6 protein-coding genes and 1 other annotated feature are annotated in these 14,589 nt (G+C 48.0%); all 6 genes read right to left on the reverse strand.

Annotated features, from left to right (window positions below):
• Positions 1-5: 5 nt before the first annotated feature.
• Positions 6-3,842: a DNA-directed RNA polymerase subunit beta gene (gene rpoB / locus NSB28_RS10785; RefSeq protein WP_109625233.1), complete on the reverse strand. Its 3,837-nt coding sequence runs from the start codon at positions 3,840-3,842 to the stop codon at positions 6-8.
• Positions 3,843-4,148: 306 nt separating this feature from the next.
• A complete protein-coding gene (rplL, locus tag NSB28_RS10790; RefSeq protein ID WP_109625234.1) occupies positions 4,149-4,520 on the reverse strand; it encodes a 50S ribosomal protein L7/L12 in 372 nt (123 codons plus the stop codon).
• 71 nt (positions 4,521-4,591) lie between these two features.
• Entirely contained in the window at positions 4,592-5,080 is a 489-nt protein-coding gene (gene rplJ / locus NSB28_RS10795; protein WP_109625235.1) for a 50S ribosomal protein L10, read from the reverse strand.
• Positions 5,081-5,170: 90 nt separating this feature from the next.
• Positions 5,171-5,309: a sequence feature (ribosomal protein L10 leader region), on the reverse strand.
• Positions 5,310-5,362: 53 nt separating this feature from the next.
• Positions 5,363-8,578, reverse strand: coding sequence for a carbamoyl-phosphate synthase large subunit (gene carB / locus NSB28_RS10800; RefSeq protein WP_109625236.1), 3,216 nt, complete (start codon positions 8,576-8,578; stop codon positions 5,363-5,365).
• Positions 8,579-8,686: 108 nt separating this feature from the next.
• Positions 8,687-10,171, reverse strand: a complete 1,485-nt coding sequence (locus tag NSB28_RS10805) for a hypothetical protein (RefSeq protein ID WP_257497518.1) — start codon at positions 10,169-10,171, stop codon at positions 8,687-8,689.
• Between the two features lie 218 nt (positions 10,172-10,389).
• Positions 10,390-14,565, reverse strand: a complete 4,176-nt coding sequence (locus tag NSB28_RS10810) for a DUF5050 domain-containing protein (protein ID WP_109625238.1) — start codon at positions 14,563-14,565, stop codon at positions 10,390-10,392.
• Positions 14,566-14,589 lie beyond the last annotated feature (24 nt).

The raw sequence follows: 14,589 nt of genomic DNA on the forward strand, positions 1-14,589 counted from the left end.
CCTTCCTACTCTTCATCATCAAGAGTTTCTTCTAGGTCTAAGAATACGTCCTCGTCGTCCTCTTCCACATCCACGATCTCATCGCCCTCAATTTCCTGCTGGCTGAATCCAAACTGTGAGAAAGAGTTCTCTTCTTCTTCGTATTTTCTGTCTCCTTCGATCACAGAACGCATATCTGTATCACCATAATCAATAGTTTCCATGATTTCTACTTCAGTCTGGTCCTCCTTCAGGACTTTCACATCCAGTCCCAATGACTGGAGCTCTTTTAAAAGTACCTTGAAGGATTCCGGAATACCCGGCTCCGGAATGTTGTCGCCTTTTATGATTGCTTCATATGTCTTTACACGTCCGATAACATCATCAGATTTTACTGTCAGGATCTCCTGCAGAGTGTAGGATGCGCCGTATGCTTCCAGCGCCCAAACCTCCATCTCTCCGAAACGCTGCCCGCCGAACTGTGCTTTACCGCCCAGAGGCTGCTGAGTTACCAGGGAGTACGGTCCTGTGGAACGTGCATGGATCTTGTCATCTACCAGATGGTGGAGCTTCAGGTAATGCATGTGCCCGATTGTTACGGCGCTGTCGAAATATTCGCCTGTACGTCCGTCCCTGAGGCGCACTTTACCGTCTCTTGAAAGAGGAACGCCCTTCCACAGTTCTCTGTGGTCGCGGTTCTCATACAGATAGTCAAGTACTTCAGGCAGAAGCTCTTCGCCATGTTTTTCCTTAAATTCATCCCATTCCAGATTGACGTAATCATTCGCCAGATCCAGAGTGTCCATAATATCAACCTCGTTCGCGCCGTCGAAGACCGGTGTGGCAATATTAAATCCAAGAGCCCTTGATGCAAGGCTTAAGTGGATCTCAAGAACCTGTCCGATGTTCATACGAGAAGGCACACCCAGAGGATTCAGTACGATATCCAGAGGACGCCCGTTCGGCAGGAACGGCATATCTTCTACAGGGAGCACTCGTGAAACAACACCCTTGTTACCATGACGGCCGGCCATCTTGTCACCCACGGAGATCTTTCTCTTCTGTGCGATGTAGATGCGGACTGCCTGATTAACTCCCGGTGAAAGCTCATCCCCGTTTTCTCTTGTGAATACCTTGGCATCTACTACGATACCATATTCTCCATGAGGCACTTTCAGTGAAGTATCCCTGACCTCCCTGGCCTTCTCACCAAAGATAGCGCGGAGTAGCCTCTCCTCAGCTGTCAGTTCTGTCTCTCCCTTCGGAGTTACTTTACCTACCAGGATATCCCCTGCACGGACCTCGGCACCGATGCGGATGATACCTCTCTCATCCAGATCCTTCAGGGCTTCATCTCCCACGCCGGGAACATCTCTTGTGATCTCTTCCGGCCCCAGCTTTGTATCTCTGGCCTCAGCTTCATATTCTTCAATATGGACAGATGTGTAGACATCATCCATAACTAATCTTTCGCTTAAAAGTACAGCATCCTCGTAGTTGTAGCCTTCCCATGTCATAAATCCGATCAGCGGATTCTTTCCAAGAGCCAGCTCGCCCTTCTGTGTGGACGGCCCGTCAGCGATCACACTGCCTGCCTCAACATGCTCTCCCTTAAATACGATCGGTCTCTGATTGTAGCAGTTGCTCTGGTTACTTCTGGAGAATTTGGTCAGGTGATATTCATCCCTTGTTCCATCATCATTCTTCATGATGATCTCCTTGGAAGTGGAGCGTTCGATAGTACCAGACTTTCTTGCAACCACGCAGACTCCTGAGTCAACAGCCGCCTTGCATTCCATACCTGTACCTACTACCGGGGCTTCTGTTGTCAGAAGCGGCACCGCCTGACGCTGCATGTTGGATCCCATCAGCGCACGGTTGGCATCGTCATTCTCCAGGAAAGGAATCAGGGCTGTAGCCACGGAGAATACCATCTTAGGAGACACGTCCATGTAATCGAACATCCCTCTCTCGTATTCCTGCGTCTCTTCTCTGTAACGTCCTGATACATTTTTGTGTACGAAATGTCCGTCAGCATCAAGTGTCTCATTAGCCTGTGCTACATGGTAATTATCTTCTTCATCGGCTGTCATATACACAACCTCATCTGTGACACGGGGATTGCCCGGTTCAGACTTGTCAATCTTCCTGTACGGAGCCTCAACGAATCCATACTGGTTGATCCTGGCATAAGTAGCCAGGGAGTTAATCAGACCGATGTTAGGACCTTCAGGTGTCTCGATGGGACACATTCTTCCATAATGTGAGTAATGTACGTCTCGTACCTCGAATCCTGCACGGTCCCTTGACAGACCGCCTGGTCCCAGGGCTGAAAGACGTCTCTTATGTGTCAGCTCACCCAACGGGTTATTCTGGTCCATGAACTGTGACAGCTGTGAAGATCCGAAGAACTCTTTGACAGCTGCTGTCACAGGCTTTATGTTGATCAGTGACTGGGGAGAGATTCCCTCCAGGTCCTGGGTTGTCATTCTCTCACGGACAACTCTTTCCAGCCTGGACAGACCTATACGGTACTGGTTCTGAAGCAGCTCACCCACGGCCCTGATTCGCCTGTTGCCCAAATGGTCAATATCGTCTTCATTTCCAAGGCCATATTCCAGATGCATATTGTAGTTGATAGAAGCAAGGATATCTTCTTTTGTAATATGCTTCGGAATCAGCTCATGGATATTCTTGCGGATGGCATCCTTGATATCATCCATATCGGTATTTTCTGCCAGTATTTTTTCAAGTTCCGGGTAATATACTAATTCTGTAACTCCCACTTCCTTCGGGTCCACATCCACAAAGCTGGTGATGTCCACCATCATGCTGGAGAGCACCTTTACATTGCGCTCTTCTGTGCGGATCCATACAAACGGTACAGCAGCATTCTGGATCTTGTCTGCCAGTTCGCGTTTCACCTCTGTCCCGGCCTCAGCGATGATCTCACCGGTTGTAGTGTCGATGACATCCTCTGCCAGTATCTGTCCATTGATACGGTTGCGGAGAAGTAACTTTTTATTAAATTTATAACGTCCAACCTTAGCCAGGTCATATCTTCTCGGATCGAAGAACATACTTGTAATAAGGCTCTCTGCGCTTTCCACTGCCAGAGGCTCGCCCGGACGGATTTTTTTGTACAGCTCTAAAAGACCCTCCTGGTAATTCTCAGCAGTGTCCTTTGTAAGGCTGGCCAGTATCTTCGGCTCCTCGCCGAACAAATCTATAATTTCTGCATTTGTGCCAAATCCAAGTGCACGGATCAGAACAGTGATAGGAACCTTTCTGGTCCTGTCAACGCGAACATAGAAAACATCATTGGAGTCAGTCTCGTACTCTAACCATGCACCCCTGTTAGGGATAACGGTGCTGGAATACAATTTTTTACCTATTTTGTCATGTGCAATCCCATAATAGATACCAGGTGAACGTACCAGCTGGCTGACGATAACACGTTCTGCACCGTTGATCACGAATGTACCTGTAGCTGTCATCAGCGGCAGGTCTCCCATGAAGATCTCATGCTCGTTAATTTCGTCATTTTCTTTATTATGAAGCCTTACTCTCACCTTTAAAGGTGCAGCATATGTCGCGTCTCTTTCCTTGCACTCTTCAATTGAATATTTGACATCGTCTTCACATAATGTAAAGTCCACGAATTCCAGACTCAGCTTTCCGCTGTAATCCGTAATCGGAGAGATATCAGCAAAAACTTCTTTCAGCCCCTCATCTAAAAACCACTGATAAGAGTCCTTCTGAACTTCAATCAGATTTGGCATCTCAAGAACCTCTTTCTGTCTTGAATAGCTCATACGGAAGCTCTTGCCGCTTGTGGTAGGACGTATTCTGTTTTTCTCCATTGACGTTTCACCCCTGTTCTTTCTATATAAATGCAGTTTCATTCATTCACTTTTGGGCATAATTATGCCTTGGCGCACAATCCTGCACAATAGTGCATCTTTTATGCTAGCATATGAGTTGTAAATTGTCAACTGATATTTTACTTATTTTTTCTTGCTATTTCCGTGTTTTCCTGTGTATAATTACTCATCTGTACTCTCCTGTCCCTTGTCTTTTAATGGTTCCCGGACAAAGAATATCCAAACAAAAAAAGCCCTGTAAATACCTGATTTCTCAGGTAAATACAGGGGTTCATAAATTTTGAATTATTTAAGAGTAACTTTAGCGCCTTCTGCTTCCAGTTTTGTCTTAAGTTCTTCTGCTTCTGCTTTAGAAGCGCCTTCTTTGATTACCTTAGGAGCTCCATCAACTACTTCTTTAGCTTCTTTTAAGCCTAAGCCTGTAGCTTCACGAACAACTTTGATAACTTTAACTTTGTTCGGGCCAACTTCTGTCAGTTCTACGTCGAACTCATCTTTTTCTTCTGCTGCTTCTGCTGCGCCAGCTGCTGCTACTACAACACCTGCTGCTGCGGATACACCAAACTCTTCTTCACATGCTTTTACTAATTCGTTTAATTCTAATACGGATAATTCTTTGATAGCTTCGATAAATTCAGCTGTTGTTAATTTTGCCATTTTATTTTCCTCCATTTTATAATTTATTTTACTGGGCGGCAAGCACTCTCAGCCTGCCTTCAATAATGTTCCTATGCTTCTTTTGCCTCTGCGATCTGGCTGATAACGCGTGCAAAGTTTGCGATCGGGGACTGGATGCTTCCAAGCAGCTTTCCGAGAAGTTCTTCTCTTGACGGCACTGCTGCGAGAGCCTGCATTCCATTTTCATCGTAGTAAGTTCCTTCTACAACACCTGCAACTAATTTCAGTGTCGGAACAGCCTTGAAGTATTTAGAAATAATTCTGGCCGGAGCGGTTGCGTCTTCTTTAGAAACCGCAAGTGCGTTCTGTCCTTCAAGATGCTGTGAAAGAGTCTCACATGGTGTTTCATTGAATGCAAAGTTCATCATTGTATTTTTGTAAACTTTGTAAGTAACGCCTGCTTCCCTTAACTCTTTACGAAGAGCTGTATCCTGTTCCACACTGATTCCGCTGTAGGAAACAAGGACAACGGCTGCCGCGTCTTTAATGCTTTCGCTGATTTCTTCCACGATTGGTTTTTTCAGTTCAACTTTTGCCATGAATGGTGCACCTCCTTATAGATTTTTAATACTAATCAGATGCTGCCGTATCTCTATTATCAGAATCATCAGTTTCAGCCACTGCCTCACTGCTGATAATAAAAAGCCTCTCTGTCTGAGACAGAGAGGCAAAATAAATCATTCTAAATCGAATTCTTTACTCCTCGGTAGGCGTTTTAACCTTATGCCTTGCGGCACCTACTGTCTTCGGCAGTTCCTAAAGCAATATAGCATATAATCCTGCATATTGTCAAGCATTTTTTCAATAATACTTACACATTTCTACTCTTCAATGCTGGCATGGAACTCCTGAAGTGACTTCACCTTTATCTGATGTCCCTGTGCAGCCTTGATACCCTGGACAGTTGCCTTTGCTGCAGCCATTGTTGTCAAATAGAATATCTTGTTCTTGATGGCAGCTTTACGGATGTAGCTGTCATCTGTTGCACCCTTCTTTCCGATAGGAGTGTTCACGATCAGCTGGATCTTCTTATTTGTAATGGCATCCAGAATATTAGGACGTCCCTCATTGATCTTGGCGATCTTTTCTGCCGGAAGTCCCGCTTCCACGATCCTGTCGTATGTGCTGCCGGTTGCCATCAGCTTAAAGCCGCAGTCATGCAGGCCCTGAGCCACTTCCAGAAGCTCCGGCTTATCCATATCGCTGACGCTGATCAGTGCACATCCCTCCAGAGGGATCCTGCTCTGAGTTGCCTCCTGGGCTTTATAGAATGCCGACCCGAAATTCTGTGAGATTCCCAGTACTTCTCCTGTGGAACGCATTTCCGGCCCCAGAAGCGGATCTACCTCAGGGAACATATTGAACGGGAACACAGCTTCTTTCACTCCATAATGTGAGAATTTCTTATCCTTTAATGAAGTCACAGGTGACGGTCTTCCTGTCAGATGGGAGGTCATAATATCTGTAGCCAGACGCACCATCTTAATATTGCAGACCTTGGATACAAGCGGCACTGTCCTGGATGCTCTCGGGTTTGCCTCCAGCACATATACCCTGCCGTCCTCGATAGCGTACTGCATATTCATAAGTCCTACTACATTCATTTCCTTGGCGATCCTGGCAGTATAATCTTTGATCGTCGCAATCTGTTCTTCGCTCAGATGTTTTGACGGCAGTATACATGCGGAGTCTCCTGAATGCACGCCTGCCAGCTCAATATGCTCCATTACAGCCGGAACAAATACATTTTCACCATCGCTGATGGCATCTGCCTCGCATTCAGTAGCATGGTGCAGGAAACGGTCGATCAGGATAGGACGGTCTGGTGTGACACCCACAGCCAGGCTCATATAGAATTTCAAAGCCTCATCGTCATGGACCACTTCCATCCCTCTTCCGCCCAATACATATGACGGACGCACCATAACAGGATATCCGATCTTATTAGCGATCTCCAGAGCTTCCTCCGTATTTACAGCCATCCCTGATTCTGGCATCGGGATCTCCAGCTTATCCATCATAGCCCTGAAGAGGTCACGGTCCTCTGCCAGGTCGATTGTCTCAGGAGTAGTTCCCAGGATCTTGACTCCATTCTTCTTTAAGTCTGCTGCCAGATTCAGCGGAGTCTGTCCGCCGAACTGAGCAATAACACCCAGCGGCTTCTCTTTTTCATAGATTGCAAGTACATCCTCCAGTGTAAGAGGCTCAAAATACAGTTTATCAGAGGTATCGTAATCTGTAGATACCGTCTCAGGATTACAGTTGACAATAATTGTCTCAAATCCAAGATCCTTCAGCGCAAGTGCAGCATGTACACAGCAATAGTCGAATTCAATACCCTGACCGATACGGTTTGGTCCGCCGCCCAGGATCATGATCTTTGGACGTTCGTTATTTACCGGGCTCTTGTCCTCAATGTGATAGCTTGAGTAGTAATATGCGCTGTCCTCTGTGCCGCTTACATGAACGCCCTCCCAGGCCTCATTGATGCCTGCCTCTTTCCTGGCGCTGCGGATGTCTTCTTCTTTCACATTCAGGATCTGGCTGAGATATTTGTCTGAGAAACCGTCCAGCTTCGCCTGGCGCAGTACATCAGCAGAAGGAACACTTCCGGCTGCTGCTTTCAGCTGCTCTTCCTCTTCTACAAGCTCCTTCATCTGGGTGATAAAGTAATGCTTGATCTTTGTCAGTTCAAACAGTTCATCTACGGTAGCTCCCTTGCGCAGCGCTTCGTACATAATGAACTGCCTCTCGCTTGTAGGCACAGAGAGCATCTTCAGCAGCTCTTTCTTTGTCTTTGAAGCGAAATCCTTAGCGCCGCCCAAGCCATAGCGTCCTGTTTCAAGGCTGCGGATCGCTTTCTGGAAAGCTTCTTTATATGTCTTTCCAATACTCATGACTTCGCCGACAGCCCTCATCTGAGTTCCCAGCTTGTCTTCCACGCCTTTGAATTTTTCAAAAGCCCAGCGGGCAAATTTAATAACAATATAATCCCCGCCCGGCACATATTTATCAAGTGTTCCATATTTGCCGCAGGGAAGCTCATCAAGAGTCAGCCCGCATGCCAGCATGGCAGATACGAGGGCTATGGGGAAGCCTGTAGCCTTGGAAGCCAGCGCTGAAGAACGTGAAGTCCTCGGATTGATCTCAATAACAATAATCCTGTCTGATACAGGGTCATGAGCAAACTGCACATTCGTGCCGCCGATAACTTCGATGGATTCTACAATCTTATAAGCCTGCTCCTGCAGCCTCTTCTGCACTTCTTCAGAGATAGTCAGCATAGGAGCTGAACAGAAGGAATCACCGGTATGTACGCCCAGGGGATCGATATTTTCGATGAAGCAGACAGTGATCATATTATTTTTAGCATCTCTGACAACTTCCAGCTCTAATTCTTCCCAGCCCAGGATGGATTCTTCTACGAGCACCTGGCCTACAAGGCTGGCCTGAAGTCCTCTGGCACATACTGTCTTCAATTCTTCTGTATTGTACACGAGGCCGCCGCCTGCACCACCCATGGTATAAGCCGGACGCAGCACTACCGGATATCCCAGTTTATCAGCGATTTCCAGAGCTTCCTCCACAGTGTAGGCAACTTCACTCTTAGCCATCTCGATGCCTAAGCTCTCCATGGTCTTCTTAAATTCGATCCTGTCCTCACCGCGCTCAATTGCATCTACCTGGACACCGATGACCTGGACATTATACTTCTCCAGCACTCCCGCTGCTGCCAGCTCAGAGCACAGGTTCAGTCCTGACTGTCCGCCCAGGTTCGGAAGCAGGGCATCCGGACGTTCTTTTTCTATGATCTGTGTCAGCCTCTCTACATTTAGCGGCTCGATGTAAGTCACATCTGCTGTCTCCGGATCGGTCATTATCGTTGCCGGATTAGAATTAACAAGTACAATCTCATACCCCAGTTTTCTCAAAGCTTTGCAGGCCTGAGTCCCTGAATAGTCAAACTCACATGCCTGACCGATGATAATAGGACCTGACCCAATTATCAGTACTTTGTGGATATCGTTTCTCTTCATGTTCTTACCTCGGTTTCTCATTGATTTGCAGAATATGGCTGTCCAATGAACAGTCCCCGCATAATTTCTATTAGACATTATAGAATATAACGGGTCACATGTAAACAGTCATGTTTTAATTTTACATTTTTTGAGCAACCCGCTCAAACAATCCAGCATTTTAGTCCTTTCATACACAAAATCGCTGGTTTTCAAAAACTCCATATAGTCATAGAAGGCGTTGCTTGTATTCTTTTCATTCAGAGAGATGCATTTGCTCTTTCCCTCACCGTTCTGTATAAAAAAGAGGGTCTGCCCCCTGTCTGTTATCTCAATATGTGTGTGGTAAAGGGGGGAGAGCAGCTGTGACCTGACCATATATCCAGTGATACTTTCTTCCTCCAGCGCCTGATACAGCCTTTCCAGCAGCCAAACCCTGTCTTCCGGCTCCAGGGGCCTGTAAATGCTGCTGGGCACTGTTCCCACCCTGCCTTCCTCCAGAAACTGCTGTACGCCTTCCTCAGAGAAAAAGAAAGACATACTCTTCTGCTGGTTCAGCTTTTCCAGGCTGTGCTGGTCCATATCCAGAAGCCCCATGGCTTCCTCCATAGAGATCACGTCTGTGATGATACACCGCTCCAGTATTTCTTTTGTCATAAAAGGCATCAGGCAGGGAATGGCTTCCATATTGAAGACCTCCCCATTCCCATTTTGTATCTTTTCATTAGAAATATAGGCCGCCATATAGTTTTCCATCACATCCATACTCTCCAGCATGGGCCTTGCCATCTTCAGCCTTCTCTCAAAGCTCCGGCTGTACATGTCCATCATACCGGCATCTGCAGTCAGAACCGCCTCCTCATAGTCATACGACATCAGGCACAGATAGTGGGATGTTATAATATAATAAGGCAGCTCACTATGCTCATTTATATGCGCCCCCAAAGAATCATAATAATAAAAGAATTCATAATTATCATGATAATACAGCAGGGGCAGGATATTCTTCAGATACCGCAGGTTAGGATTGTGGTAATCCCACTTGCAGCCTGTATTATCAAGGCAGATCAGATGGCGGACAGCCCCTGATTCCTTACTCTTTCCCAGCTTTTCCAGGCAGTAAAGCATATCTTCATTCTCCGGCTGGCACACTATGCATATATCCCCTTCCCGGTCTGCCTCCTGGCTGAATAATGCCCTCACAGCTTCAAGCACATGAGCTCTTTGGCGTATCACATTGATATTCCCGGGCAGTTCAAGCTTAACATTTCCCTCACTGACAACAAGAGGCTGCCGGCATTCTGTCCTCTCATCAAAACATCTCAGAAGCTCTCCTATATCCTGCCGCTGGTAATAGACCTCTGCCCCCAGCTTTGTCATCCTGTACGCCTCAAGCATATCATTCTCTTCCCTGCTGCTTAAGGAAAGACCCTGAGCCAGCAGCGACACAGTCCTCTCTTCAGCAGGGATCCTGTTATCTCCAAGCATTTTCTGGATGTAACTGCGCTCCACACCGCTTAAGGCCGACAGCCTGACAATGCTGATATTTGCTTTTGACACCGCCTTTTTCAGGCACTCTGAAAATGCAGACATGATTCTCCATCTCCTTCCCACACATATACTCCTGTAACCTGTTTATCCATTGGATATATTTTATCACGGCAGGAAAGGCCATGCAAATTAAATCTCTTTGTATCGGCATGATCTATGGCTAACAATAAAAACAACACAAGCCTGGCCTGTAAACTAAAGGCCCCTCACAATTGCAAAGAGGCCTTTAATTTTCTAAGCGCGGCTTGTGCCGTCTCAAAAATGTATCTTATTAATACTGCTTACAAAATAAAATATCCACAAATCTCATTAGCGGTTCCTGCAAGATCCAGTCTGCAGACAGCCCTGTTTATCTGGGGATCTGTGACCTCAGGATGCTCCTGCAGATATGTTCCGTCAACAGATGCTGTCAAATATACATATCCGCCAGCGCTGCCAAGAAAACTCTCTGCATACATTCCCGCCGGGAAAGCCGGAGCCTCTGCACTTCCCCCGGCAGTCAATTCTGCCTGGACAGCCGCATCCTCTGACACTGCCTGCAAATACGCCCTTCCATCCCTGATATAGTACAGCATACTGTTTACCACTGTAAAATCAGCAACGAGACCGCCGTCAAGTACACGGACAGCTTCACCGCCTGATTTATCCAGCCAGGCTATCCCGTTTTCATCAGTATAATACAGCTTATTCCCTGACATCCGGATCTTCTGGGTATTTACAGCTCCTATGACTTGGGTATCACTGCCGTCAGGACGCATCCTGAGAATACCCTCTGCACCTGTGCAGTAAATGTAATCTGAGTCTGCACCTATAACCATTGTCATTCCCTGCAGAGTCTCAGATTCCACTGGATTCTCCAGATTGATCCTCACCAGGCTGCCTGCTCCCTCACCTGCGGCAGACTCATAATACAGCCAGCCATTGATGATATATGGAATGACCTGGTTAGAAGCTCCTTCAACAAGAACTGTCCTCTCTGAACCATCCTGCCTGCTCCTCTCCACTGCAACAGACTGCGGCCCCTCAAAAGCTCCCTGCATGGTATACAGCCATCCTCCATAGACCGCAAGGTATGACCTGCCTGAATCCCCCACATGCTGAGCGCTCTCACTTGTATCCAGATACGATGAGTATATTCTTCCATCAGCTTCCTGAACCTGGGCAAAAGCCACAGATTCGTATACAAATGCTTCCTGGAAGCTTGCCGCCTGCTGTTCTTCAGTTACAGGCTCTGTCTCCTCCGGTATTGGCGGTTCCGTTTCAATGGGGACATCCTCTGTGGCCGGAGCCTCTGTAACTGATGACTCCGTAACAGGCGGTTCTTCTTCTGCTGGAACTGCTTCTGTAGCCGGGGCCTCTGTAACCGGAGGCTCTTCTGCCGGAGGGGCTTCTGTAGCCGGCGGCGCTGTTTCCGTGACCGGAGCCTCTGTCTCCTGCAGTGGTTCTTCTGCCGGGGTTTCTGCAGCCGGCGGCGCTGCTTCCTCTGCCGGACCTCCTTCAACAGGCGGCGCTGCTTCCGTAACCGGTGCCTCCGTTGCCGGAGGCTCTTGTTCTTCTGCCAGGCCTTCTGTTACCGAGGCCTCTGTCTCAGGCCAAACTGCTTCCTCAGCCGGAGCTTCTGTCTCCTGAGACGGCTCTTCTGCAGCCTGAGCTTCCGTTTCCGGCGGTGCCGTTTCCGTGACCGGAGCCTCTGTCTCCTGACCTGTCGTGAAGCCTAAAAGATCGCGGAGGCTTGTATAGTCTATAAAAACCGCTCTTGAAGAAAATGATTTTTCCTCTTCTACTCTCACTGCTGACACCATGGTAAAGCTATCCTGATCGTCCAGTTCCCCTATTCCTATTATATCCAGCTGGTTTCTCGCTTCATTATCTACTTCTTCCTCACTGCCGTAAAATTCCTGATCCAGCACTGAAATGATCTGTCCTTTTTCATAAGAATAAACCTTCAGAACTGCTGTTTCAGCTATATCTTCCGGATTATCTATGAGGATTCCACTGATACCGATATAATAACGTCCAGCCTTTTCTATTATACCTATTTCAATCTCCTCTTCATACCCTCTCATGCTTCCGGGCCTATTCATCCGGCAGATATCCCCAGCCTTTTTGACCTGCTTATCTTCTATCCGGTACAGCTCCGTCTGTAAGCACTGAGATATTATGCCATCTCCCGCATCCATCTCTCCCAGGGACACTAAGATCATTTCAGGTATACCGTCTCCATCCAGATCTTTAACTAACGCCGAAAGAATTCCTTCCTTCTGTCTGAACAGTTCAAAATTGTCTTCTTCCCGGTTGTATACAAATTCTTCTGTATCCGTCAGCCCGCGCTCCGGTATCAATACATCTGCCAGATACCCTGTATATACAGTCTCCGCTTCTTCCGGCGTCACATTTGGTGATGGAAGAGGCAGTTCACTCTCAGACTCCGCAGGTGCCTGTGTCTCCGGCGGGACTGTCTCCGCAGGCGGTGCTTCTGTTGCCGGAGTCTCTGCTGCCTCCGGAGGTGCTTCCGTTATCGGCGCCTCTGTCACTGCCGGAGGTGCTTCCGTTATCAGCGCTTCTGTTTCTGCCGGAGGTGTATCTGTAGTCGGAACCTCTGTTTCTGCCGGAGGTATTTCCGCAGGCGGGGCTTCTGTTTCTGCCGGGGGCGCCTCTGTTATTGGGGCCTCTGTTGCAGCTGAAGGTGCTTCCGTTATCGGCGCCTCTGTTTCTGCCGTTGGGGCCTCTGTTTCTGACGGCGGCGCTTCTGTTATTGGGGCCTCTGTTACAGCTGAAGGAGCTTCCGTTATTGGAGCCTCTGTTTCTGCCGGAGGTGTTTCCGCTGGTGGGGCCTCTGTTTCTGACGGCGGTGCTTCTGTAGCCGGAACCTCTGACAGCCCTTCCATAAATTCCTTCAATACTGGGTCAGATGCCACAGCAGCATCATATTCCTTTTTTATATCTGCAGTTAAAGCCACTGCATCATCTTCCTTAATCGCCTCCTCTAAAAATTCTTTAGCCTCCTGATCTGCATTTCGGTCTGCAATATAAAGGACTCCGCTCTCATCAGTCTTTACATAGAATACAGTCAGGCTCGGCACTAATGTATCAATACCGTATACTTTTCCGCTATAATTTGCATAGACTACAAAGCTTCCATCTGTCAGACCTTTCCGGGAATATGTCACAATATTTTCGTAACTTTCAACAGCCATACTATCTATGATTATCTGCTGGTTTTCCTCATTGAAATTTTCTACATATATTTTCAGCTGTTCTATATCTTTACTTGTTAGCGCCTGATAATACATCTGCATTAATTCCAGAATAGCCGGTACATTCCGTTCCAATGACGGATACGGTGAAGCATTCTCACTCTGTTCAGTATCCTCAATGTCTGGCTGAACAGGTGCTTCTGTTACAGCTGTCTCCGTTAGCGGAGCCTCTGTCACCGCTTCTGTTTCCGGCACCACTGGTTCCGTTGTGGGGGACTCCGTTACAGGCGCCTCTGTCGGCAGGGCTTCTGTCACCGCTTCTGTTTCCGGCACCACTGGCTCTGTTATTGGTGTCTCTGTTGCAGGCGCCTCCGTCGGCGGGGCTTCTGTCACTGCCTCTGTTTCCGGCACCACTGGTTCCGTTGTGGGGGACTCCGTTACAGGCGCCTCCGTCGGCAGGGCTTCTGTCACCGCCTCTGTTATTGGCGTCTCTGTTATTGGGGGCTCCGTTACAGGGGGCTCCGTCGGCGGGGCTTCTGTCACCGCTTCTGTTTCCATCGGCACTTGCTCTGTTATGGGCGTCTCTGTTACAGGCGCCTCTGTCGGCGGGGCTTCTGTCACCGCTTCTGTTTCCGGCACCACTGACTCTGTTACAACTGCCGCAGGCCTCTCTGTTGATGGTTCAACCGCCGACGCTGTCCCGTTGGTTTTCTCAGTTCCGGGCTGCTCGGACGGCTGCCCTTCATTACTGTCTGAAGGCTCTATATACTGGTATACCTCTTCCAGCTTTTCCTGCAGGACTGTGCTGCCCTGGATAGTCTGAAGGCCTTCTTTCAGTGTTTCTTCTGCCTCCTGGTATTCTCCCTGCTTTATGTAGACTTCGGCCAGCTTTTCATAGCCTTCTTCCTTTTTAGGTTCAATATCGATCGCCGCACGGAAGGCATCTACAGCGCTGTCATATTCCATGCTCTCTACATATTTATCTCCTGCCTGAATCTTTTCATTGAAGGCTTTTGCCGCCTCACTCTCATTTGAACCCAACAGGAAAAATACAGCTACACAAACACAGATCAGCAGCAGAGCGCTTACGCTGCAGATGGCTGCTATCAGACGTTTCCGCACCGCATCTTCTCCCGGGCCGCCCTTGCCGGGCCCCGGCTCAGGTACAAACCGTGTTTCTTCCTGGTCCAGCCTTTTCCCGCACTTCTCACAGAATCTGGCGCCTGGAATATTATCCTTTCCGCAATTCTTACACCTCATTCCACTGCTCCTTCCTTATTCCGT

Source organism: Murimonas intestini (assembly GCF_024622195.1).
Taxonomy (GTDB): domain Bacteria; phylum Bacillota; class Clostridia; order Lachnospirales; family Lachnospiraceae; genus Murimonas; species Murimonas intestini.